This is a genomic window from Actinocorallia herbida (genome assembly GCF_003751225.1).
GTDB lineage: Bacteria > Actinomycetota > Actinomycetes > Streptosporangiales > Streptosporangiaceae > Actinocorallia > Actinocorallia herbida.
In genome coordinates, this window is record NZ_RJKE01000001.1 from 6461200 (window position 1) to 6483026 (window position 21827).

Below are 21827 nucleotides of genomic sequence, written 5' to 3' on the forward strand. Positions count from 1 at the left end.
GACACTCGCGGACCAGCCGAACGGCCGGGAGAGCGTCGCCTGCGCATCCGGCCGGCAGAACCAGGTCCTCCTCGCGCACGCCTGCGCCCGGACCTCGACGGAGAGCTCGGGCCCGGTTCCGGTCTCCGCACACTGCCGGTCTTGCCCGGCACGCTCTCGACCAGGACACCGCCGGGGACCCGGCCGCGGGTGCCTTCCCGCCGGCGCGGCCGAACACCCGGGGCCCCGGCGCGGCCGAGAGCAGCGCGGACATCCTGCACGAATGCGTCGACCTCGTCGCCGCCGCACGTGGCCGCGTCCCCGCTCAACGGCTCCGCCAGGTCCGTCTCGGCCTCCGGCCTCGGCGCACCGCACCGTTCGTGGCGGAGCTCGACGATGACATCCACAGTCGGCTCATCGGGCTCTGACCCGTTCGGGGTGCCGCCCGGATGGGGGAAGGCGGCGGTGCCGGGAGGCGAGGGGGGCGTCCGCGGCACCGCCGGTTCGGGGGTTAGAGGACGGGGAGGACGCGGAGGGCGGGGTGGTGGGGGGAGTTGAGGTAGAGCTTCTCGGTGGAGTGCTCCTTCTCCAGCTCGATGACGAAGCGGTAGCGGTAGAGACCGGGGCGGGCGGTGGTCATGACGGCGCCGGCCCAGTAGTAGTAGACGGCGGTGTACTTGTGGCGCATGCGGTCGGGCCCGCCGTAGACCTTGAGCTCGGTCATCATGCGGCGCTCGGCGGGGTCGTCCTCGTCGCCCTCCTCGATGTCGAGGAAGACCAGGTTGTTGATCTTCGGCATGGGGGGCCAGGTGCCGTCGGGGCGGCGGTGCATGTCGATGGGGCGGATGATCCAGTTGATCACCTGGCCCTGCTTGCAGACGGTCTCCAGGTGGTCGGTGCCCTGGCCGACGCCGCCGATGCTGTTGTCCATCATGGTGAGGCAGCCGTCGAGGGACTCCTGCGCGACGGCCTTCTCCATGTCGACGAGCGTGACGACGTTGAGCTGCACCGAGTTGAGCTGGCCGCGGTCCTTGAAGTCGGCGGCCTGGTACTGCTGGTCGGTCTGGACGGTCATCACGCCTCCTTGTCCGCGCCGAGGAGCGCCTGCTCGGCCGCGACGGTGAACGGGTCGGCGACGCCGCCGAGCAGGAACGACAGCCGGTAGGAGACCGGCTTGACGATGTCGCGCTTGACGGTGGCCGTCCAGAACGCGATGTCGGTGCCGGGGTAGAACTTGCGGACGGGGTCGGCGACGCGCCGGTCGATCTCGATCCCGGAGAGCGCGACGAACGTCTCGCACTCCAGCGGGATGACGTTCCAGAGCAGGGTGTCGCCCTTGCGGACCCGGGTCCGCAGCCCGGGGGTGCCGAAGCCGGCCGACCCGGCCTTGCGGTTCGTGTCGTACAGGTACAGGTTCTCGTCCAGGTCGCCGGTGGCGAGCGCCGCGACGGGGTCGATCACCGCGGTGATCGTCACCGGCCGCACGGCGAGGGACGGGGGCTTGGGGGGCATGGTCCTCCTTGGCTCTTCTCCCGCGTTCGGCGGGACCGGGGTCTGCGGGGCCGCCGCGACGGGCTCGGCGGTCACGGCGCGGGCGGCAGGTCGGGGATCGGGAGGACGCCCAGGCCCGCGCCGGTGAAGGCGTTGCGCTTGGGGTCGGAGATGATCTCCAGGGCGGACGTGCAGGTGAGGTCCACCGGCTGCCAGACGAGGCCGTCCTCGCGCTCGATCAGCTCGTGGAGCTGGATGTGCATCGTGTAGGAGTAGATCCCGGGACGGCTGGTGTCGACCGTGGCCGCCCAGTACCAGCCGTCGTAGATCATGTCGGGCGAGCCGTACTGCGCCGGGTACATGATCTGCTGCTCGACGGCCGGGCCCGTGATGTCCGTGATGACCGGGGCCGGGTAGTTGTAGGTCGCCGCGGCGTTCTGCCCGGCGACCCGGCCCGTCGCATCGAGGACCTTCGCGGTGGTGACGCCCTTGGCCGCGCGGCTCTGCTTGGCGTTCACCCCGACCTGGTCCTTGATCCGGCCGATCCCCGCCTCGTCGCCGCTGCCGACGGCGGCGAGGTCGGCGAGCGCGTCCCGGTCGGTCTGCAGCGCCTGTTCGGCGAGGTAGTTGCGCGGGACCGTCGGCGGAACGGCGCCGAGCGAGGCCGGCAGCCAGTTGAGCACCTGCTCGGTGGCCTGGGAGCCGTCGCTGTAGTAGGTGCCGGGGACGATGGTCACCAGGTGCTCGGTGCCCTCCCCGGTCGAGCCGAGGAACTTCATGTTGTCGAACCAGAACGCGTTGCCGTCGAGGGTGCGGTCGGTGAGCGCGTTGTCGACGTCGACGAGGACGATGATGCCGTGCTGCTGTGCCATCTGCCTGCCTTCCTGCGGCTTAACGGGGGTTCACACGCGCAGCAGCGCGGGCGTGTCGACGTGCAGGACGCTGTTGGGGCCCTCATGGAGCCGGATCGAGAGCCGGTACCGGTAGGGCACGCCGGGCGCCATGGTGAAGGGCACGATCCCCTCCCAGACGAGGAGGTCGTGGTTCTCCAGCCCGTTGGAGGCCAGAGGGCTGGGCGGCGCGGCGGTGTAGGGGGAGGCGGGGGCCTCCGGCTCGGCGAGCAGGACGCCCGACGCGTAGGCGGGCACGGCCGCGTAGCCGGGGTCGGGCCGGGTGACGGGCGTCGCCGCGCCGGTGACGGGCTCGGCGCCCTCCCCCGGTCCGAGGAACGCGATCTGCTCGATCTCGACGGGTGTCTGGACGTCCACGTGGATCGCGGTCCACTGGACGACCTGGCCCGGCAGGACCGCCGTCACCAGCTCGGGGGTCCCTCCGTTGCGGCTGCCGTAGGGGCTGTCGTCGACCAGGGCGAGGTTGCCCTGGTGGAGGGTGCGGTCCGACAGCGCGCCGACGGCGTCCACCAGCAGCACAATGCTGACCTTCGGTTTCACTCGTTCTCCCATCATGGGTTCTGCGGGGTCGGGAAGGGTCAGATGCGGTCCCTGACCAGCGGGACCTTGCCGACGGGCGTCCGCTCGATCTCGGGCGAGGCCCGGGGGACGAACGCCAGCCGGAAGTCGTAGCCGGAGGCCTCGATGGACTCCGGGGTCGCTTCGCGGTCGTTGAACAGCGATAGCGAGCGCGGAAGGGCCGCGGCGAACACGCCGCGCCACCCGGACCTGCCGAGGGAGGCCGCCGCCTGCGCGGCGAGCCCTTCGGCGTCGTCGGCGGCGACGAGCACGGTCAGCGCCTTGGCCGTGCGGTGGTTGACGAACTGGACGTCGAGCGCGACCCGGTCGAGGTCGATCCCGGTGGCGCGCAGCAGCTCCACCCGGAGGGCGGCCTGGGCGAGGAGGGCGGAGTACTGGCTGTCGCCGAGGTGGAGCATGTCGCCGCTGCGCCCGGCGAACTCGAAGCGCCCGGTCCGCAGGCCGGCGCCGTCAAGGGGCGACCTGCGGACCATCCGGTCGCCGAGCTTGAGCCGCAGCAGGGGCGTCTCGTGCGCGTGCAGGCGGGTGACGACGAGCTCGCCCTCCTCCCCCTCGGCGACGGCCCTGCCGTTCTCGTCGACGATCTCGACGAGGTGCAGCCCGGGGACCGCGGCGAGTTCCGGCTGCTCGTGGTCCAGCTGGAGCCCGATGCATTCGGCCTGGGTCGCCGCGAAGTAGCTGAGGATCGACACGTTCGGGTAGACCGCGTGAAGTTCCTCCCGCTTCGTCTGCGGGAGCAGGCCGCTGCCGTACATCGCGACGCGGAAGCTCTCGCGGGCGTGCGCGGGCATGCCCGCGCCGAGTTCGGCGAGGTAGCCGATGCCCGCGGAGATGCCCATCAGCGCCTTCGCACCCGGGTAGGAGAACATGTGCTCCAGCACCGGCGCGGTGACCGGCCCCGCCCCGATGTAGTTGACGCCGGGCACCGCGGCGAGCACGCCGCCGACCATCGTGCCGCTGCTCCACATCTGGTAGTCGGCGAGCGTGGTGTACAGCCAGCGCGGGCCCGGCGCGCGGAAGTACCCGCTGAGCTGGTAGGCGCCCATGAAGGCTCCGGAGATCCGGTAGGTGTCGCGCAGCTCGCGCAACGAGTAGACGATCTCCAGCGGCAGCCCGTCGCTGGTGCCGCCGCTGGCGACGATCTCGAAGCCGCCGTGCTCGATGGGCACGACCATGCCCGCGCGCGGCCCCATGAACATGTCGCGCTGCACCGCCTTGTCCGACAGCGGGATGCGCTCCCACTCCGCCAGGTCGGCGGGCGCGGACGTGACGCCGTAGTAGTGCAGCCGTTCGCGCCACAGCGGGTTCAGCAGGACGGTGTTGACGATCTGCTGGAGCCGCCGCAGCACCAGCGCGTCCTGGACGTCGTGGGGCGCCTCGCAGTAGGGCGCGCCGACGAGGCGGGCGCACTCTTCGAGCTTGCCGGCGAACGAGGGCAGCGCGGCGACCTGCGCGACCGACCTCGGGTTCAGCTCGTCGTCGGGGATCAGCCGGGCGGCGAGGTCGGTGGGCGCGGCGGACGTCCTCTTCGACGCCGCACGGGGCTGGGTGATGGTCATGGCTGGATGCCGTCCTTGTCGTCGCGGGCCGCGCCGTCGCGCAGCACCTGGTGTCCGGTCGTCCTGATCTCGGCGATGAGCAGGGCGAGGTGCCCGGCGTCGATCCGGTGGTTCATGAGGACCACCCGGAGCGCGGCGACGCCGGCGATGTCGACCTTGGAGATGAAGAAGCGCCCGTCGGCGCGGATCCGGTTGCGGATGGCGAGCTGAAGCCGGTGCAGGTCCCCGTCCGCCAGGCTCTCCGGGGTGAAGCGGAAGCAGAGGATGTTGGCCTCGGGTTCGTGCAGGACGGTGAAGTCCGGCTCGGCGGCCAGCATCCGGTGGGCCTCCGCCGTGAGCGCGCACAGGTGGTCGATCTTGCGCGCGAACAGGGCGGGGCCGTAGACCGACCAGAGCGTCCAGAGCGGCATGATCATCGGCCGCTTGGTGCACTCGAGGTTCTTGTCGCCACTGTCGAACGCGCTGTAGATGTCGGGTTCCTCGTCGAACACGTAGCTCGCGCGCTGGCGGAACGCGCCGCGCGCGGCGGTGCCGTCCCGGTAGAACAGGAGGGTGCAGGGGGCCGGGACGAAGAGCATCTTGTGGGCGTCCCAGGTGAGGGAGTCGGCCTCGGCTATGCCGTCCAGCCTTCGGCGGTGCGCGGGCGACACCAGGAGGCTCGCGCCGTGCGCGCCGTCCACGTGCAGCCAGATCCCGCGCGGACGGGTGAGCTCGGCGAGCTCGGCGAGCGGGTCGAAGGCTCCCATCGAGGTGGTGCCGGCGGACGCGACGAGGCAGAAGACGTTGAGGCCCCGGCGTTCCGCGGCGTCGAGGGCGGGGCCGACGAGCTCGGGGCGGATGCGGCCGTGGTCGTCGACGGGCAGGCGGACGATCCGCTCCGCGCCGATGCCGAGCACGCCCACGGCCCGGTCGACGCTGTAGTGGGCGTCCTCGCTGAGCGCGACGGCCGGGTGGCCGCCCTCCCCGGCGACGCCGCGCGTCCAGATGCCGGGGAAGGCGCGGTTGCGGGCGGCGAGCAGGGCGGTGAGGTTGGCCATGGACCCGCCGGACGTGGTGACCATGGTCGAGGTCTCGGTGTCCCAGCCGATCAGGGCGGTGAGCTCCTCGGCCATGAGGCGTTCCGCGACGTTCGGGAGCTGGCCCGCCTCGTAGAACGACGACGGCTGGTTGGCGACCGAGCTGACCAGGTCCATCAGCCCGGCGAGGGGGACGGTGCCGGAGAACTGGCGGCCCATGTAGCCGGGCGAGTGGACCTGGATCCCGGTGCTCAGGTAGAGGTCGATGATCCGGCCGAGCCGATCCCCATCGAAGGGGGCGATTCCGGCGGTCTCCGTCGTCATGAGTTCCCGTGCCGCCTTCATCAGCACCGCGGGTTCGACGAGGTCGAGTCCTTTGATCTCGGGGTCGTCCAAGTAGAGGCGGAGCCGCACCGCGCATTGCTCGACGGCCCGGTGAAACTGCGCGGAGTCGAAGGCGCCGGCCAGATCGCCGTCCGCCGTTCTGCGTTCCCCGCCGTTCACCGAATGGTCGATCGCGCTTTGCGTTCTGGCGAGCTTCACAGGCGGGTTCCTCCCCACGATCAGGTGCCCGGATGGTGCTTCGGGGATGATCGTAGGCAGCCGGCGGGGATCTCCGACAGATGGCGACCGGGTGCGGACGCCCAGCTCAAATGGGATGACCGTAAGGAAGATTCGGGGATCACGGCGAGGGTGTCAAGGAATCACGGAAGTAGCCCCGATACGGAGTAAACCGCCCAGAACAAAGTAGACATAAGGAATATTGCCCCCGGTCGCTCATCCTTTTTCGGCGAGTGGCGGAACATATCGCCCTACTTTTTTCACACCGGCCCGGGAATTCCACAAAGCTCCTTGCGCATGCTATGAGATGCCGCACCGCATCCGTTTCCACAGTGCGGTGATCCTCATGCAAGAGCATTCGCCGGTATGACCGCCCGCCCACTCCGGCGCATTTTCGCGGCACCCGGGGCGTCCTTTCCGCCACCGCCGGGGCACACGGTCACTCCCGCCGCCGGATCCGTCGCCGACGGTGACCGCGGGAAAGGCGATCGGCGTTCGAGTGCCGCCGCCAGTGCGGAGGTCAGGCCTGCCAGAACGTCGCCAGCGCGACGTGCAGGGCGGTCGCGCCGAGCACGCTGACCACCGCGTTACGGGTGCGCAGATGGAGGGCCACGGCGGCGGCGAGCCCGGCCGCGGCGGGCACCGCGCTGCGCCAGGCCGTCGGCTCTATCCCGCGCAGCGTGTAGAGGGCGAGGATGACCATGACGCCGACCGGCATCGAAAGGGACAGGCGGCGCAGCGCGGCCGACCGGCGCAGCGGGCTGAGCACCGCGAACGGCAGCGCGCGCAGGCCCCAGGTGATCGCGGCGCTGAGCGCGACGGCGGCGGTGAGGTAGAGCGGGGTGGGCATCGTCCGTCTTACCTTTCGGCCCCGACGGGCACGGGCGCGGCCTTCTCCAGCGCCGAAGGCTCCTCGTCGGCTTCCCGAACGTCAACGGACCCGGTCATGACGTGCCGGAGCAGCAGGCCCCCGGTGAACAGGGCCATCGCGGTCAGGAGGAGCTGCCCGGGGGTGACCAGCGCGGCGATCGCGTAGCTCGCCGCGGCCAGCAGCGGGACGGGCAGCTCGCGCCTGGCCTGCCAGGCGTCCAGGGCGAGCACCACGAACAGGGCGGTGAGCGCGAATTCCAGCCCGTGCAAGGTGACCGGGAGAAGCGCCCCGCCGACCGCGCCGAGGGTGGCGCCGGCGACCCAGTAGACCTGGAGGAGCACCTGCATCCACACGATCCGGGCGCCGCTCCAGGACGCGGCGCGGTCCCCTGCCGTCAGCGCGTAGGCCTCGTCGGTGAGCGCGAACATGGCGTAGGGGCGGGCGCCCCGGCGGACCTTGTGCAGCGGGAAGGACAGCGCGTAGAAGACGTGCCGGAAGTTCACCAGGAAGGCGGTCACCGCGATCTGGGCGAGCGGGGTGGCCGCCGCGACCAGGCCGAGGAGCAGGAACTCCAGCGAGCCCGCGTAGACCACGGCGGAGAACACCGTCGCCCACCACCACTCCAGCCCCGTGTGCACCACGAGCACCCCGAGGCTCAACCCGAGCGGGAAGAGGCTCAACCCGACCGAGGCGGTGTCGGCCGCGGCCCCCGCGAGATCCCGCGCGCCGCCCCTGGTCCTTGCATCGAACATGGGAGTAATGATAGTGCGGATATCGCCTAATATGGTTGCATAGCGTTATGGGATAATGGGGCTGTGCGCACTTCTATAACCCTTGATGGCGTCGATCGTGAAATATTGTTCCAACTGAGCCGAGACGGCAAGATGTCGAACGTGGAGCTGGCCCGCCGCGTCGGGCTGACTCCCCCGCCGTGCCTGCGCAGGGTGAAGCGCCTGGAGGACGCGGGCGTGATCACCGGCTACCGGGCGGAGATCGCCCCCGAGGCGCTGGACCGCGCGCTCGAGGTGGTCCTGTCGGTGGACATCGCGGTCAACAACCTCCAGACCGTGGAGGAGTTCGAGGCCGACGTCTCCTCCCACGAGGAGGTCCTGGAGTTCCGCCGCATGTTCGGCCGCCCCGACTACTACATCCGCGTCGCGGTCTCCGACCAGGTCGCCTACGAGCGCTTCCTCACCCAGAAGATCATGCCGCTGCCCGCGGTCTCCCGCGTCGACTCCCACCTGACCATGAAGCGCATCAAGGGCTGATCCGGGACAGGCCGGGCGGCCTGTCCCGGAACGTGTCTCAGCGTGCGGCGTTCTTGACGAAGACCTCGCGGGAGCCGTCGGCGGCCTTGTCACCGGTGTTGTAGCCGCCGCGGACGTGGCGCCGGGTCGTGCCGTCGACGGAGGCGCGGGCGGCGGAGTGCCAGAGGTAGGCGTCGTGGAGGAGGAGGTCGCCGCGGTCGCAGTAGACGGCGATCTCGCCGGGCACCTTCTCGAAGCCCAGGGGCATGGGGAACGGGGCGGGGGCCGAGGTGTGGCCCGCGGCGGGCACGGACGACTCGGGCAGGGGGACGTTGCTGGGGGCGGGGGTCTGCCACAGGTGGCTGCCGGGCACGACGCGCAGGAAGCCGTTGGCGGGGCTCGTCTCGTCGACGTGGATCGTGAAGGCCGTCGCGGGCCAGATGGCGAGGTTGGGGGCGGCCTGCCAGTCGGCGTGCCAGCCGATCCTGGAGTAGCCGGACTCCCGGCCGGGCCGGGCGTCCTGGTAGACCACGCCGAAGCGGTGCGCGTCGTTCAGCCAGCAGCCCTCGCCGAGCAGCCTGTGCAGGACCGCCACGAGTGCGGGCGCGGTCACCGCCTCCAGCACCGCCGGGGACAGCTCGTTGACGTATTCGACGTAATTCGCGAAGGCCCCGGCTTTGCTTTCGTCATCGAGGAAGGCCGTGGAGCCGTACCGGGGAGGCAGTCTCCCGGCGACGACGTCGGCCTGGGCGCGCACGCAGTCGTCTTCCAGTGTCCGGAGGGTCTCCTCGGAGTACAGTCCGCGCAGGACGACGAAGCCGTCCGTGCGGTAGCGGGCCTCGACGGCGTCGAGGTTTCCGGTGAGGTCGGCGGCGGAGAACACGACGGGTTCCATTCCCGCACGGTAACCCTGGGATGTTTCTGGTCCCCTTTTGTCGTGTTAAAGGACTGCTTCGAACGACTATAAGCAGAGACTTACGTCACAAGGGCGCGCCGGGGTACGTTGAGGGCCCAGCAGGGAAGGAGTCCACCCCGATGCCGTCCTTCAACCTCGCCGACCTCTTCGAGATCGTCGCGGACGCGGTACCCGACAACCTCGCGCTCGTCGCCGGAGACGCGCGCCTCACCTACGCGGAGCTCGACGCCCGCGCCAACAAGGCCGCCGCCGCACTGGCCGCCGGAGGCGTGGGCCCGGGAGACAGGGTCGCGATCCTGTCCTACAACCGGGCCGAGTGGCTTGAGGCGCAGATCGCCGCCTTCAAGCTCCGCGCGGGCACCGTCAACGTGAACTACCGCTACACCGCGGGCGAACTCGCCCACGTCATCGCCGATTCCGGCGCCAAGGCCCTCGTCGGCGAGCGCTCGCTCGTCGCGCGGCTGAACGGCGTCCGCGGCACGCTGCCGGACCTCACCCACGTCCTCCTCCTGGAGGACGGGTCCGACACCGAGGTCCCGGACGCGCGGAGCTACGAGGAGGACGTCGCCGCCGCCTCCCCCGATCGCGTGGCGATCGAGCGGTCCGGCGACGACCTGTTCATGCTCTACACCGGAGGCACGACGGGCCTGCCCAAGGGCGTCGTGTGGCGCGCCGAGGACATGTTCTTCACCGCCATGGGCGGCGGCCGGATGATCGGCGACCCGATCACCCGGCCCGAGGAGGCCGCCGAGGTCGCCGCGGCGGGCGGGCTGACGATCATGGTCAACGCGCCGCTCATGCACGCCGCCGGCGTGTGGATCTGCTGGGCCGCCCTCACCGGCGGCTCCAAGCTGGTGATCTGGTCCGGGCGCAGCTTCGACACCGCGGCGGTGCTGGGCGTCGCGCAGGCCGAGGGCGCGCAGGTCATGTCGCTCGTCGGCGACGCGATGGCCAGGCCCGTGGCCGACCTGCTCACCGCCGACCCCAAGGCGTTCGACCTGTCGTCCCTGCTGGTCCTGGCGTGCGGCGGCTCGGCGACGTCCCCGGACGTCAAGGCCCGGCTGAACGCCGCGCTGCCGAACCTCATGACGATCCTCGACGCGATGGGCGGTTCGGAGACCGGCGTCGCGGCCGCGGGCATCGAGCCGGACGAGTTCGGCAACGCCAGGTTCGCCCCCCGCGAGGGCATGGCCGTCCTGGACGAGAACCTCAAGCCGATCACTCCCGGTTCGGACGACATCGGAGTCTTCGCCCGCAAGGGCCGGATCCCGATCGGCTACTGGAACGACCCTGTGAAGACCGCGGCCACGTTCGTGACCGACGCCGACGGCGTCCGCTGGTCCCTCCAGGGCGACATGGCCAGGGTCGACGCCGAGGGCAACATGGTCCTGCTCGGCCGAGGCTCCACGGTGGTCAACACCGGCGGCGAGAAGGTCTACGCCGAGGAGGTCGAGACCGCCGTCAAGGCGCACCCGGCCGTGTACGACGCGCTCGTGGTGGGCGTCCCGGACGAGCGGTTCGGCCAGCGGGTCGCCGTGGTGGTCTCCACGAGCGGCGAGGTGACGGCCGAGGAGCTGCGGGACCACTGCCGCACGACCCTCGCCGGGTACAAGGTGCCGCGCGATGTCCACTTCGTCCCGGAGGTGCAGCGTACGCCGACGGGCAAGGCCGACTACAAGTGGGCGAAGGCGACGGCGCTGGAAGCCGGGTAACGACCCATCCCGGACGCCGCTGCGTCACAATGATCTCCTGGTAGGCGATCCTTGCTTGCGGAGAGCGGGTGGAGCAGTTGGACGACCTGCGGCTGTGGTGGCTGGCACTGTCGGCGATCCAGGTGGAGTGGGGCGGCGGCGGGCATGACGCCCTGCGGATGGACGACGGCTCTCCCGAGGCCTACCGCAGGGCGCTGAACGACAACTGGGGGATCACCTCGGCCGCCGGGCTGCAGGACATGGCCCGGTGGCTGACCACCTCCGGGCACGCGCGCGAGTACGAGCGCCATCTGGGCCGCGCCCCGTTCGCCTGGGACGCGGCCCGGCTGGTGTTCCTGGTCCGGGCCGCGCACGCCGCGGGGCTGCTTCCCGACGAGGACGCGGTCTGGGATCTGTGCGAGCGGCTGACCGTCCCGGTGCTGTGCCGGTACTCCTCCTGGCACGACTACGCCGAGGACTTCCTGGCCGCCCGCCGGATCTGGGTGGGCGACGGGCTGCACGACGCCGAGCAGAGCGCCCGGCAGGAGGAGTTCGCGCGGGCCGCCGCGCGGCTGCTCGATCCGGCCAACGCCGCGAGTCCCTGGCGGCGGGTACCCTTCGACGCCCCGGCCCCCTACCTGGTGGTGCGCAGGCCGGGATCGGCCTCCGCGCCCGTGGCCCAGGCCGTCGAGGCCCCTCCGGAAGACCGCAACGCGGCGCTGCGCCGGGGGTTCGAGGTGCCCCTGCGCTGACCATCATTCTGCGTGGCGCGAAATTTTGCGTGTCACGAAGATTTTCACCCCATAAATGATTGCGCGCCGTGCAAACCTGTCGGTACGTTATCGGGCGTGAACGAGGGGCTACGCGCACGCAAGAAGCAGGAGACCCGGCGCGCGCTCGGCGAGGCCGCGCTGCGGCTCGCCCTGGAACACGGCCCGGAGAACGTCCGGGTCGAGGACATCGCCACCGCGGCGGGCGTCTCCACACGCACCTACAACAACTACTTCGGCAGCCGTGAGGCGGCGATCTGCGCGCACGGCGTCGAACGGGCGGCCTCGCTCGCCGACGCACTGCGGGCCCGTCCGCAGGACGAGCCCCTGGCCGAGGCCTGCGTCAACGCCGTCCTCGCCCACTTCCGGGGCCAGGAGGACCCCAACTGGCGGGCGATGCTGATGATCTTCTCCAACCCGGCGCTCCAGGTGGAGTTCCAGCGCCACTGCGGACCCGCGTCCGGGCCGCTCGTCGAGGCCATCGCCGAGCGCTGCGCGGCCGACCCGGCGGCGGATCTCTTCCCGGCGCTGCTCACCGAGACCCTGAACACCGCGGCCCGGGTGGCGACCGTGCACTGGCTGCGCGCCAAGGGCGACCGGAGCTTCCATGACGTCCTGCGCGAGGCGCTCGAGCGGGTCGCCCCCGTCGCGGCGGCCTTCGAGCAGTCGCACCGCTGAATTCCTTTCCCTGCTACCCCCGAGCGAGACATCTTGCTGATCCGACTCGTCACCGCGACACTGCGGCCCTACCGGCGCGACCTCGTCGTGCTGGTGGCGCTCCAGTTCCTCGCCACTCTCGGCATGCTCTACCTGCCGACGCTCAATGCCGACATCATCGACAAGGGCGTCGTCGTCGGCGACACCGGCTTCATCATGCGGGCCGGCGGCATCATGCTCGCGGTGTCCGTCGCGCAGCTCGCCTGCTCGACCGGCGCCGTCTTCTTCGCCTCCCGGACGGCCGCCACCCTCGGCCGCGACCTGCGCGCCGGGCTGTTCCGCCGCGTCCAGGACTTCTCCGCGCGCGAGGTCGGCCAGTTCGGCACGCCGTCGCTCATCACCCGCACGACCAACGACGTCCAGCAGGTGCAGATGCTGGTCCTCATGGCGCTGACCATGGCGGTGGCCGCGCCGATCATGGCGGTCGGCAGCATCTTCATGGCGCTGCGCCAGGACGTCCCGCTGTCGCTGCTGCTGCTCCTGATCCTGCCGCTGCTCGGCGGGGTGCTCACCTGGGCGGTGACCCGGATGGTCCCGCTGTTCCAGAGCATCCAGGGCAAGCTCGACGATCTCAACCAGATCCTGCGCGAGCAGATCACCGGGGTCCGGGTCGTCCGGGCGTTCGTCCGCGAGAAGCAGGAGACCGAGCGGTTCGCCAAGTCCAACGACGTGCTCCTCGACGTCTCCCAGCAGGCCGGGTACTTCATGGGCACCCTGTTCCCGCTGATCATGGCCGTGGTGAACGTCGCGAGCGTCGCCGTCCTGTGGTTCGGCGGGCACCGGATCGCCGGCGGCGGCATGGAGGTCGGGGCGCTGACCGCGTTCCTGTCCTACCTGATGCAGACCCTCATGTCGGTCATGATGGCGATGTTCATGTTCATGATGGCGCCGCGCGCCTCGGTCTGCGCCGGCCGCATCGACGAGGTCCTGGACACCCGCTCCAGCGTCGTCCCGCCGGTCTCCCCCATCTCCGAGACCCCGCTGCGCGGCACCGTCGACCTGCGCGACGTCGACTTCGGGTACCCCGGCGCCGAGGAACCCGTCCTGCGCGGGGTGAACCTCAGCGCGCGGCCCGGCGAGACGGTGGCGATCATCGGCTCGACGGGCAGCGGGAAGACCACGCTGCTCAACCTCATCCCCCGGCTGTTCGACGCGACCGGCGGCACGGTCGAGCTGGACGGCGTCGACGTGCGGGAACTCGACCCGGCGCGGCTCGCCAAGATCGTCGGAATCGTCCCGCAGCGTCCGTACCTGTTCTCCGGGACGATCGCGTCCAACCTGCGGTACGGCAACCCCGACGCCACCGACGAGGAGCTCTGGCACGCGCTGGAGATCGCGCAGGCCAAGGACTTCGTCGAGCGCATGCCCGAGGGCCTCCAGACCCCGGTCGCGCAGGGCGGCACCACCGTCTCCGGCGGCCAGCGCCAGCGCCTCGCGATCGCCCGCGCGCTGGTCCACAAGCCCGAGGTGTTCCTCTTCGACGACTCCTTCTCCGCCCTGGACTACACCACCGACGCCCGGCTGCGGGCGGCGCTCGCCGCGGAGACCACCGACGCCACGGTGATCATCGTCGCGCAGCGCGTCAGCACCATCCGGCACGCCGACCGGATCGTGGTCCTCGACCACGGCCGGGTCGTCGGCGTCGGCGCCCACGCCGACCTGATGGCCGGCAACGAGACCTACCGGGAGATCGTGCTCTCCCAGCTCACCGAGCAGGAGGCGGCATGACCGAGGAGAACAAGCCGGCGCCGGCCGCGCCGCGGCACGGGCCGGCCGCCTGGATGGCGGGCCCGTCGCTCGAGAAGTCCTCGGACTTCGCCGGGTCGGCCAAGCGGCTGCTGCGCGACATGCGCCCCGAGCGGGCGCTCATCATCATCGGCTCGCTGCTCGGCGCGGTCAGCGTCATCCTCACCGTGCTCGGTCCGCGGGTGCTCGGCGAGGCCACCGACCTGATCTTCGACGGGGCGGTCTCGGCGAAGCTCCCGGCCGGGCTGTCCAAGGCCGAGGCCGTGGAGCAGTTGCGCGCCTCCGGCCAGGGCACGTTCGCCGACATGGTCGCCGCGATGGACGTCGTGCCGGGCACCGGCATCGACTTCGGGGCCGTCGGCAGGGTGCTGCTCGGCGTCCTGGCGATCTACCTGGTCGCCGCGGCCCTCGGCGTCACCCAGGGGCGCGTCACCGCGGCGATCGTGCAGCGCTCGATGCACCGGCTGCGCGCCCGCGTCCAGGAGAAGCTGGCGCGGCTGCCGCTCAGCTACTTCGACCGCAACCAGCGGGGCGAGGTGCTGAGCCGGGTCACCAACGACATCGACAACCTCTCCCAGACGCTCCAGCAGACCCTCAGCATGGCGCTGAACTCGATCCTCACCATCGTCGGCGTGCTGGCGATGATGCTGTGGATCTCGCCGCTGCTCGCGCTGATCGCCCTGGTCACCGTGCCGCTGACGGTGTTCGTCACGGCCAAGATCGGCGCCCGGTCCAAGCCGCAGTTCATCCAGCAGTGGGCCAGCACCGGCAAGCTCAACGCGCACATCGAGGAGATGTACGGCGGGCACACCCTCGTCGCGGCGTTCGGCCGCAAGGAGGAGGCCGCGGAGACGTTCACCGAGCACAACGAGAGCCTCCACAAGGCGTCCTTCAGGGCCCAGTTCATCTCCGGGCTCATCCAGCCCGCGACGATGCTGATCGGCAACATCAACTACGTGCTCGTCGCCGTCATCGGCGGCCTGCGCGTGGCGAACGGCTCGCTGTCGCTCGGCGACGTCCAGGCGTTCATCCAGTACTCGCGGCAGTTCACCCAGCCGCTCACCCAGGTGGCGAGCATGGCGAACCTGCTCCAGTCCGGCATCGCCTCGGCCGAGCGGGTGTACGAGCTGCTCGACGCCGAGGAGCAGAGCGCCGAGCCGAAGGCGTCCCCCATCGTCGCCGACCCGCGCGGCAGGGTGGCGTTCGAGGACGTCTCGTTCGCCTATTCCCCCGACAAGCCGCTCATCGAGCATCTGTCGCTCACCGTCGAGCCCGGCCAGACCGTCGCGATCGTCGGTCCGACGGGCGCGGGCAAGACGACGCTGGTCAACCTGCTCATGCGGTTCTACGACGTCACCGACGGCAAGATCACCCTCGACGGGGTGAACATCGCCGAGATGGACCGCGGCGACCTGCGCGCCCGCACCGGCATGGTGCTCCAGGACGCGTGGGTGTTCGGCGGGACCATCGCGGAGAACATCGGGTACGGCGACGTCACCGCGTCCCGCGAGAAGATCGTCGAGGCGGCGAAGACCACCCAGGTCGACCACTTCGTGCGGACCCTCCCCGAGGGCTACGACACGGTCCTGGACGACGAGGGCGGCACCGTCAGCGCCGGCGAGAAGCAGCTGCTGACGATCGCCCGCGCGTTCCTGGCCGAACCGGCGATCCTCATCCTGGACGAGGCGACCAGTTCGGTCGACACCCGCACGGAGGTGCTCATCCAGCGCGCGATGCGCAACCTCCGCCAAGGCCGCACCAGCTTCGTCATCGCCCACCGGCTGTCCACGATCCGCGACGCCGACCTCATCCTCGTCATGGAAGAGGGCTCGATCGTCGAGCAGGGCACCCACGAGGAGCTGATCGCCTCGGACGGCGCCTACCAGCGCCTGTACGCGGCCCAGTTCGCCGAGGCGCTGACCTGACCCGAGCGCGCTGGAACGAGGGCCCGCGGCACCGCGCCGCGGGCCCTTCGGCGTCCGCGCGTGATCTTCGTCCGGACGACACCGGGCGTACGCCACGACTTCGCCTGTCCGCGCCTTCGGGGCATTGAGCGGTCCTGAACCCGGCCACCGGTCAGCTCACCGCGGTCCGTCCCGGAACCGCCCGCCTCCCGGAAGGGGAGGCGGCCCTTTCGGGTTTCGGCTACCAGGCGAAGGCTTCCGGGCTGGGGCCAGGGCCGGGGAAGAGGGTGTCGAGCTCGGTGAGGAGGTCGGCGTCGAGGGTCAGGGCCTCGGCGCGGAGGCCGGATTCGAGTTGGTCGATGGTGCGGGGGCCGACGATCGGGCCGGTCACGCCGGGGCGGGTGAGGAGCCAGGCGAGGCCCACTTCACCGGGCTCCAGGTCACGGGCGGCGCACAGGTCCTCGTACTTCTCGATCTTGGCGCGCCTGCGGTCGTTCTCGAGGTAGGTGGCGCTGCGGCCGGTCTGGGACCGGCTGCCGCCGCCTTCGCGCTGCTTGCGCAGGACGCCGCCGAGCAGGCCGCCAGCGAGCGGGGACCAGGGGATGACGCCCAGGCCGTAGGCTTCGGCGGCGGGGATGACCTCCATCTCCGCACGGCGTTCGATCAGGTTGTAGTGGCACTGCTCGCTGACCAGGCCGAGGGAGCCTCGGCGGGCGGCGGTCTCGTTGGCGCGGGCGATAGACCAGCCGGGGAAGTTCGAGGACCCGACGTAGAGGACCTTGCCCTGCTGGACGAGGACGTCCATGGCCTGCCAGATCTCGTCCCAGGGCGTGTCCCGGTCGACGTGGTGGAACTGGTAGAGGTCGATGTGGTCGGTCTGGAGGCGCTTCAGGGAGGCGTCGCAGGCGCGGCGGATGTTCAGCGCCGACAGCTTGTCGTCGTTGGGCCACGGGTTCCCGCTCGGGCCCATGTTGCCGTAGACCTTGGTCGCGAGCACGGTCTTGTCGCGCCGTCCGCCGCCGTTGGCGAACCAGGTGCCGATGATCTCCTCGGTCCGCCCCCGGTTCTCCGCCCAGCCGTACACGTTGGCCGTGTCGAAGAAGTTGACGCCCGCGTCGAGCGCGGCGTCCATGATCTTGTGGCTCTCGGCCTCGTTCGTCTCGGGCCCGAAGTTCATGGTCCCGAGGACGATCCGGCTGACCTTGAGCCCCGTACGTCCCAGTTGTACGTAGTCCATGAACACCAGTAAACCGTTCCTGAGCACTGTCCAGGAGTGTTCCCCCCCGGGATCAGTGCGTCTGTCCCGAACGGTGCTGGACAGACTTGCCCCCCTGCTTTCACACACCCGGTGGAGCAGCGGATCTCGTCCGCCCTCCGATCCGGGCCGGGCAGGGTTCCTTACACCCGGGGTCGTGGTGCCGGGCCTGGACGGTCCGATGCCCCGCACCATCACACCGGTGATGCGGGGGCGGTGCCGTCCGACGCCGGGCCCCATGGCCCTGGGCGCGCCGTCCGATCACGAGACTCGCGGCCTCATGACGGCTGGTCTTGATCTTGCGCGTGCTGGTGGCCTGCTGCCAATACCGCGCTCCCCACCGACACTCAGCGGACACCAGTTCAATACCCCGCCGGGCACGTCGCGATCACCCCGAGGCCGTGGCACGGGTGCAAATCCAGGAGAAACCCACGAAAGCCCCCAAGTACCGGACGACCAGGGCATGATCTTCGGGTGAGCGATCTTGTCAGGGAGACCGGGGAAGCGCTCGTGGCGGCCGCGGAGGCGGGGGACGGCAAGGCCGTCCGGCGAATGAGCGGCTTCTTCGTGTTCCGGGCCCTCGTCGACGAGGGCATCCCCTACTGGGAGCGGGCCGCGCCTGTCTCTTCCTGGGCCGCCTTCACCCTTGCGCGTTACCGGAAGATCCGGGGGGACCGGGCCGAGGCCGAGCGCCTGTACCGCTCGTTCGCCGGGACGTCCGGCGACTGCGCCTACGGTCTGGGGGTCCTACTCGGCGAGGACGGCGATTCCGAGGCCCAGGCGTGGTTCCGCACGGGCTGGGAGGACTGGCGCAGGCTCGACTGCAAGATCGAACTCGGCAAGGGGATCGCCGCGCAGGGCCGTCCGGGAGAGGCAGCCGCCTTCCTGATGGACGGGGCCGGCCTCGGCGACATCGCCGTGTTCCGCTGGGTGGAGCTGTTCGAGGCGATGCAGAAGACCCTGGACGATGCCGCGGCCTCGCTCGACGCCGCCGGGTCACCCGCCGAAGCGGCCGGATCGATCCTCGACCTCGCCGGGCTGCGGGACTCGCTCTCCGCCTACCCGGGTCTGCTGGCACCCACGGAGGAGCTCTACCTCCGGGCCGCCGACCTGTCCGCTTCCGACCCCTATCCGCACTCCTACATCCTCCTCGAGCACGCCCGCACCCTGTACGCCGCGGGCGGCCGGGCCGACGACTGCGCGGCGCTCCTTCACCGGGCCGGGGACCTCGGCCTGCACGCCGCGTCCAGCGCGCTGGCCGGGATCGCCCAGGACCGCGGCGACCTCGCCGAAGCCGAGCGCGCCTACACCGCGGCGGCCGAGGCCGGGGAGCCGGACTCCGTCTTCAACCTGGCGCTCATGTACGAGGCGGTGTTCCGCCTGGACGACGCCGAGCACTGGTACCGCAGATACCTCGACCTGTTCCCCGACGACCCCGAGGTGCCCGGTCAGCTCGCCCACGTCGCGCGCAAGCGCTCCATCGACGCGACGGCGCTGCGCGAACGCGTGGCCGACCTGCCCCGGCTCCGCGCCGCGGCCGAGGCCGGAGACGCACGGGCCGGGTACCTCTTCGGCAGTTCCCTCTGGACATGGAAGCAGGGCTCGGCGCGGGAGATGCTCCCCTGGATCCTTCCGCTCGCCGAGGAGGGCGACGCCGAAGCCGCCGACCTCGTCGCCGAGCTCTACGGCAGGCTCGGCAAGGCGTCGCTGCGCGACCGCCGGCGGCTGCGCGCGGCGGAGCTCGGCGATCTGAACGCGTGCAGGCAGGCGGGCCTTTTGTCGAACCACCACAAGGACTGGCAGCAGGCGGAGCGCTGGTTCGTCCGGTCCGCCTCCGACGGCGACGGACTCGACGCCTTCTTCGCCGGAAAGCTCATGGCGCAGCGCGAGTCCTTCGCCGAGGCCGAACCGCTGCTGCGGCACGCGTGGGCCCAAGGCGAACACGAGGCTTATGGCCCCGAGGCCGCCGGGTACTACGGCGTCGTCCTGCACCGGCTCGGCCGCTCCGCCGAGGCGGTCCCGCTCCTGGAGGCCGCGGCGGAGTCCTGGTCGCGCATCGTGCTCCGCCATTCAGACGACGTCGACGTCATCGCCCGCGCCCCGAACGTCCCCGAGCTCCTCAAGGAGGCCCGGGCCGCCGCGGGCGCGGGCTGACCCGGGGCCGGGTCACCAGCGCATGCGGACCTGCTCGGCCCAGCCGAGCAGGCCGTCCACCTCCAGGGCCGGGCCTTCGTCGGGGTGGATCGTGCCCGCGTAGTGGCCGAAGAGCTGGTGGGTGTGGTTGGCCAGGAGAAGGGCGTCGGTCTTCACGTGCCGTTCGTGGAACGGGGTGAAGACGAGGTCGACGGCGCCGGGGGCGTGGATCCGCCAGGGGGCGCGGAAGTCGGCGGGGTCGTACTCCCAGGCGAGGTCTGCGCCGATCTTGGTGAGGCGGCCGTCGACGAGGACGGCGTTCTCGGTCATCCCGGTGCCGTCGGTCCATTTGCCGCCGAACTGGAGGCCGATGGTCCGCCCGGCGCTGGTCCCGGAGGCGGCGCCCCAGTTCCAGAGGGTGTCGTACGGCCAGCGGCCCCGGCCGTGGTCGAGGACCGCCCAGCCGCCGTCGAACGCGAAGGAGCGCCCCCCGAGCGTCAGGGTGCCTTCGGCGGGGCGGGCGACCTGCTTGGACGTGAACTGGTAGCGCCGATCGTCCCACGGGATGACGACGTTCATGCTCTCGTGGCCCTCGGGGAGCGCCGCGAAGAGGTCGGCCGTCAGCGGCCCCTCAGAGGTCGGGCAGGTGGCGCGCACACGGGTGCCGCCTGCCTCGCGGAGGACGGAGACGCGCACCTTCCCCGACGCGACGGTGATGTCGGAGCCGTCCAGGCTGTCGGGGAGGCGTACGCCCGGACCGAAGGGAGCCATCGTGCTCACCTCGAGTTCGGTCCCGCCGTACTCCAGGAAGTACACGCCGTTGACGGCCATGTAGTCGAGGTGGCTGACCGTCACGGCGACGAGGTGGGTCGGCGTGGTGAAGCACCAGTACTCCCACTTCTTGCGCCGCCCCCACCGCCCCGGAAGGGCGGTGTCGTGCAGGGGGCGGCGGGACCAGCCGACGGCCGCCGGGTCGAGGCGGCCGTCGGGACGGGTCAGGGCGACGGGCTCGGTGATCTCCCGCTCGTGCGTGCTCATGCGCGCGTACGGTACAGGGCCGAGAGGAACCGGATGAGCAGCGCCTCCCTGGTCTCGGCGGGCAGCGCGTCGAGGACCGCGTTCACCATGCCCATCTCCATCGGGCCGTCGCCGTCGAGGTCGGCCCCGACGGCCCCCAGGAGCTCGGTGAAGCCCGCGTCGTCCACGGTGCCGAGGTCGAGGCCGCCCAGGAGGTCCACGAGGCCGTCGGGGATCTCCACGGGACCCGCGGCGATCGCCTCGGCGGCGGCCTTGGCCAGGACGTCGAGGAGCGCGTCCACGCCCTGGAGGCTGACCCCGGTGAGGGTGAGGTGCACGTTCGCCGGGATGCCGGGGAAGCTCAGCTGCGGCTGGATGAACCAGCCGTGGCCGCGCGCCTTGTCCGACAGGACGAACACGTCGAGGCGGGGGTCGTCGGAGGCCAGCGCGACGAGGGAGGCGTCCGGCGTGCCCAGGACGCGCAGGCCCGGGATGTCCGCGACGCCTTCGATGAGCCGTCGTGCGGCGGCGACGGCGTGGGCGGCGAGGTCGCGGTATCCGGCCGCGCCGATCGCGTGGAGGGTCGCCCACGCGCCGCCGAGCGGGCCCGCGCCCTTGCTGGACTGCACGGTCGAGTTGATGATCGTGTAGCCGGGCCAGGCGGCGGAGGCGAAGTAGGCGTGGCGGCGCAGCGCCTCGTCGGCGAACAGCACCACCGAGGCGCCCTTGGGCGCGTAGCCGTACTTGTGCAGGTCGCACGAGAGCGAGGTGACGCCCGGGACCGACAGGTCGAACGGCGGCACGGGGTGGCCGGTGTCGCGCAGCCACGGCAGCAGCCAGCCGCCGACGCAGGCGTCCACGTGGCAGGGGACGCCGCGCGCCGCCGCGAGCGCCGCGATCTCCGGCACGGGATCCACCACGCCCTGCGGGTACGACGGCGCGGACACCACGACGAGGACGGTCCGGTCGGTGAGCGCGGCCTCCATCGCGGCGGGGTCGGCCCGGAAAGTCGCGGTGTCGACGGGCACCGTCACGAGCTCCACGCCGAGGTAGTGGGCGGCCTTGTGGAACGCCGGGTGCGCGGTGACCGGGACGACGACCTGGGGCCGCTCGACCCCGCGCGCGTCCCTGGCCGCCTTCACCGCGAGCATGATCGACTCGGTGCCCCCGCTGGTGAAGATGCCCGGAGTGCCCGGACCGCCGCCGAGCTTCGCCGCGACGGTCCCGACGACGTCCTTCTCCAGGGCGACGATGCTGGGGAAGGCCGTGGGGTCGAGCCCGTTGACCTCCAGCATCTCCAGGTACGCGCGGGCGGCCAGTTCGTGCACCTCCGGGCGTCCGGTGTCGTAAACGTAGGCGGTGACCTTGCCTCCGCGCACGGGCAGGTCGGCTTCTTTCAGCCGCGCCAGCTCCGCCAAGAGGTCGGCACTGTCGCGCCCGTCTTCAGCCAGCATGGGGGAACAC

The 21827-nt window shown here is 71.2% G+C and carries 19 protein-coding genes; 7 read left to right on the forward strand and 12 right to left on the reverse strand.

Annotated elements, in window-relative coordinates; all coding sequences use genetic code 11:
* Positions 1-490 precede the first annotated feature (490 nt).
* The 8 genes from EDD29_RS29445 to EDD29_RS29480 form a co-directional block, all read right to left on the reverse strand.
* Positions 491-1054, reverse strand: coding sequence for a hypothetical protein (locus EDD29_RS29445; protein ID WP_123667573.1), 564 nt, complete (start codon positions 1052-1054; stop codon positions 491-493).
* Complete coding sequence (locus EDD29_RS29450; RefSeq protein WP_123667574.1) at positions 1054-1491, reverse strand: hypothetical protein; 438 nt, start codon at positions 1489-1491, stop codon at positions 1054-1056. The genes EDD29_RS29445 and EDD29_RS29450 overlap by 1 nt, the downstream gene beginning before the upstream one ends.
* 71 nt (positions 1492-1562) lie before the next feature.
* Positions 1563-2342, reverse strand: coding sequence for a hypothetical protein (locus EDD29_RS29455; RefSeq protein WP_123667575.1), 780 nt, complete (start codon positions 2340-2342; stop codon positions 1563-1565).
* 30 nt (positions 2343-2372) lie between these two features.
* Positions 2373-2921, reverse strand: coding sequence for a hypothetical protein (locus EDD29_RS29460; protein ID WP_148086136.1), 549 nt, complete (start codon positions 2919-2921; stop codon positions 2373-2375).
* 38 nt (positions 2922-2959) lie between these two features.
* Positions 2960-4519: a phenylacetate--CoA ligase family protein gene (locus EDD29_RS29465; RefSeq protein WP_123667577.1), complete on the reverse strand. Its 1560-nt coding sequence runs from the start codon at positions 4517-4519 to the stop codon at positions 2960-2962.
* On the reverse strand, positions 4516-6078 hold the full coding sequence (locus EDD29_RS29470) for a pyridoxal phosphate-dependent decarboxylase family protein (protein WP_123667578.1): 1563 nt from the start codon (positions 6076-6078) through the stop codon (positions 4516-4518). Before EDD29_RS29470 ends, EDD29_RS29465 begins: the two co-directional genes overlap by 4 nt.
* 538 nt (positions 6079-6616) lie before the next feature.
* On the reverse strand, positions 6617-6946 hold the full coding sequence (locus EDD29_RS29475; RefSeq protein ID WP_123667579.1) for a branched-chain amino acid transporter permease: 330 nt from the start codon (positions 6944-6946) through the stop codon (positions 6617-6619).
* An 8-nt stretch (positions 6947-6954) separates the two neighbouring features.
* Positions 6955-7719, reverse strand: a complete 765-nt coding sequence (locus tag EDD29_RS29480; RefSeq protein ID WP_123667580.1) for an AzlC family ABC transporter permease — start codon at positions 7717-7719, stop codon at positions 6955-6957.
* 63 nt (positions 7720-7782) lie between these two features.
* Between EDD29_RS29480 and EDD29_RS29485 the strand changes: the two genes are divergently transcribed.
* Complete coding sequence (locus tag EDD29_RS29485; RefSeq protein ID WP_123667581.1) at positions 7783-8235, forward strand: Lrp/AsnC family transcriptional regulator; 453 nt, start codon at positions 7783-7785, stop codon at positions 8233-8235.
* A 37-nt stretch (positions 8236-8272) separates the two neighbouring features.
* Here EDD29_RS29485 and EDD29_RS29490 read toward each other — a convergent pair whose 3' ends face one another.
* Positions 8273-9109, reverse strand: a complete 837-nt coding sequence (locus EDD29_RS29490; protein WP_123667582.1) for a phytanoyl-CoA dioxygenase family protein — start codon at positions 9107-9109, stop codon at positions 8273-8275.
* Positions 9110-9249: 140 nt separating this feature from the next.
* Here EDD29_RS29490 and EDD29_RS29495 point away from each other — a divergent pair, with 140 nt between their 5' ends.
* The 5 genes from EDD29_RS29495 to EDD29_RS29515 all read left to right on the forward strand — a co-directional run bounded on the left by EDD29_RS29495 (position 9250) and on the right by EDD29_RS29515 (position 15979).
* The gene (locus EDD29_RS29495) at positions 9250-10842 is read left to right on the forward strand and encodes an AMP-binding protein (RefSeq protein ID WP_123667583.1); all 1593 of its coding nucleotides are present in this window, start codon (positions 9250-9252) and stop codon (positions 10840-10842) included.
* Positions 10843-10910: 68 nt separating this feature from the next.
* On the forward strand, positions 10911-11573 hold the full coding sequence (locus EDD29_RS29500) for a DUF1266 domain-containing protein (RefSeq protein ID WP_123667584.1): 663 nt from the start codon (positions 10911-10913) through the stop codon (positions 11571-11573).
* A 96-nt stretch (positions 11574-11669) separates the two neighbouring features.
* Complete coding sequence (locus EDD29_RS29505) at positions 11670-12269, forward strand: TetR/AcrR family transcriptional regulator (RefSeq protein ID WP_123667585.1); 600 nt, start codon at positions 11670-11672, stop codon at positions 12267-12269.
* Positions 12270-12302: 33 nt separating this feature from the next.
* Positions 12303-14036 carry an ABC transporter ATP-binding protein gene (locus EDD29_RS29510; protein ID WP_123667586.1) on the forward strand — a complete coding sequence of 578 codons (1734 nt, stop codon included), beginning with the start codon at positions 12303-12305 and terminating at the stop codon, positions 14034-14036.
* Positions 14033-15979 carry an ABC transporter ATP-binding protein gene (locus tag EDD29_RS29515; RefSeq protein ID WP_123667587.1) on the forward strand — a complete coding sequence of 649 codons (1947 nt, stop codon included), beginning with the start codon at positions 14033-14035 and terminating at the stop codon, positions 15977-15979. Before EDD29_RS29510 ends, EDD29_RS29515 begins: the two co-directional genes overlap by 4 nt.
* Positions 15980-16199: 220 nt before the next feature.
* On the opposite strand, the gene EDD29_RS29520 is transcribed toward EDD29_RS29515, so the two are convergent.
* Positions 16200-17195, reverse strand: coding sequence for an aldo/keto reductase (locus tag EDD29_RS29520; RefSeq protein ID WP_123670751.1), 996 nt, complete (start codon positions 17193-17195; stop codon positions 16200-16202).
* A gap of 492 nt (positions 17196-17687) precedes the next feature.
* Here EDD29_RS29520 and EDD29_RS29525 point away from each other — a divergent pair, with 492 nt between their 5' ends.
* A complete protein-coding gene (locus EDD29_RS29525; RefSeq protein WP_123667588.1) occupies positions 17688-19367 on the forward strand; it encodes a tetratricopeptide repeat protein in 1680 nt (559 codons plus the stop codon).
* Positions 19368-19379: 12 nt separating this feature from the next.
* On the opposite strand, the gene EDD29_RS29530 is transcribed toward EDD29_RS29525, so the two are convergent.
* Both EDD29_RS29530 and EDD29_RS29535 read right to left on the reverse strand, forming a co-directional pair.
* A complete protein-coding gene (locus EDD29_RS29530) occupies positions 19380-20384 on the reverse strand; it encodes a DUF2804 domain-containing protein (protein ID WP_123667589.1) in 1005 nt (334 codons plus the stop codon).
* A complete protein-coding gene (locus EDD29_RS29535; protein WP_123667590.1) occupies positions 20381-21817 on the reverse strand; it encodes a pyridoxal phosphate-dependent decarboxylase family protein in 1437 nt (478 codons plus the stop codon). Before EDD29_RS29535 ends, EDD29_RS29530 begins: the two co-directional genes overlap by 4 nt.
* Positions 21818-21827: the final 10 nt, after the last annotated feature.

Coding starts and splice junctions, on each gene's coding strand:
- EDD29_RS29445 (WP_123667573.1), bottom strand. CDS start 1,054: ATGACCGTCCAGACCGACCAGCAGTACCAGGCCGCCGACTTCAAGGAC.
- EDD29_RS29450 (WP_123667574.1), bottom strand. CDS start 1,491: ATGCCCCCCAAGCCCCCGTCCCTCGCCGTGCGGCCGGTGACGATCACC.
- EDD29_RS29455 (WP_123667575.1), bottom strand. CDS start 2,342: ATGGCACAGCAGCACGGCATCATCGTCCTCGTCGACGTCGACAACGCG.
- EDD29_RS29465 (WP_123667577.1), bottom strand. CDS start 4,519: ATGACCATCACCCAGCCCCGTGCGGCGTCGAAGAGGACGTCCGCCGCG.
- EDD29_RS29475 (WP_123667579.1), bottom strand. CDS start 6,946: ATGCCCACCCCGCTCTACCTCACCGCCGCCGTCGCGCTCAGCGCCGCG.
- EDD29_RS29480 (WP_123667580.1), bottom strand. CDS start 7,719: ATGTTCGATGCAAGGACCAGGGGCGGCGCGCGGGATCTCGCGGGGGCC.
- EDD29_RS29490 (WP_123667582.1), bottom strand. CDS start 9,109: ATGGAACCCGTCGTGTTCTCCGCCGCCGACCTCACCGGAAACCTCGAC.
- EDD29_RS29495 (WP_123667583.1), top strand. CDS start 9,250: ATGCCGTCCTTCAACCTCGCCGACCTCTTCGAGATCGTCGCGGACGCG.
- EDD29_RS29515 (WP_123667587.1), top strand. CDS start 14,033: ATGACCGAGGAGAACAAGCCGGCGCCGGCCGCGCCGCGGCACGGGCCG.
- EDD29_RS29520 (WP_123670751.1), bottom strand. CDS start 17,195: ATGGACTACGTACAACTGGGACGTACGGGGCTCAAGGTCAGCCGGATC.
- EDD29_RS29530 (WP_123667589.1), bottom strand. CDS start 20,384: ATGAGCACGCACGAGCGGGAGATCACCGAGCCCGTCGCCCTGACCCGT.
- EDD29_RS29535 (WP_123667590.1), bottom strand. CDS start 21,817: ATGCTGGCTGAAGACGGGCGCGACAGTGCCGACCTCTTGGCGGAGCTG.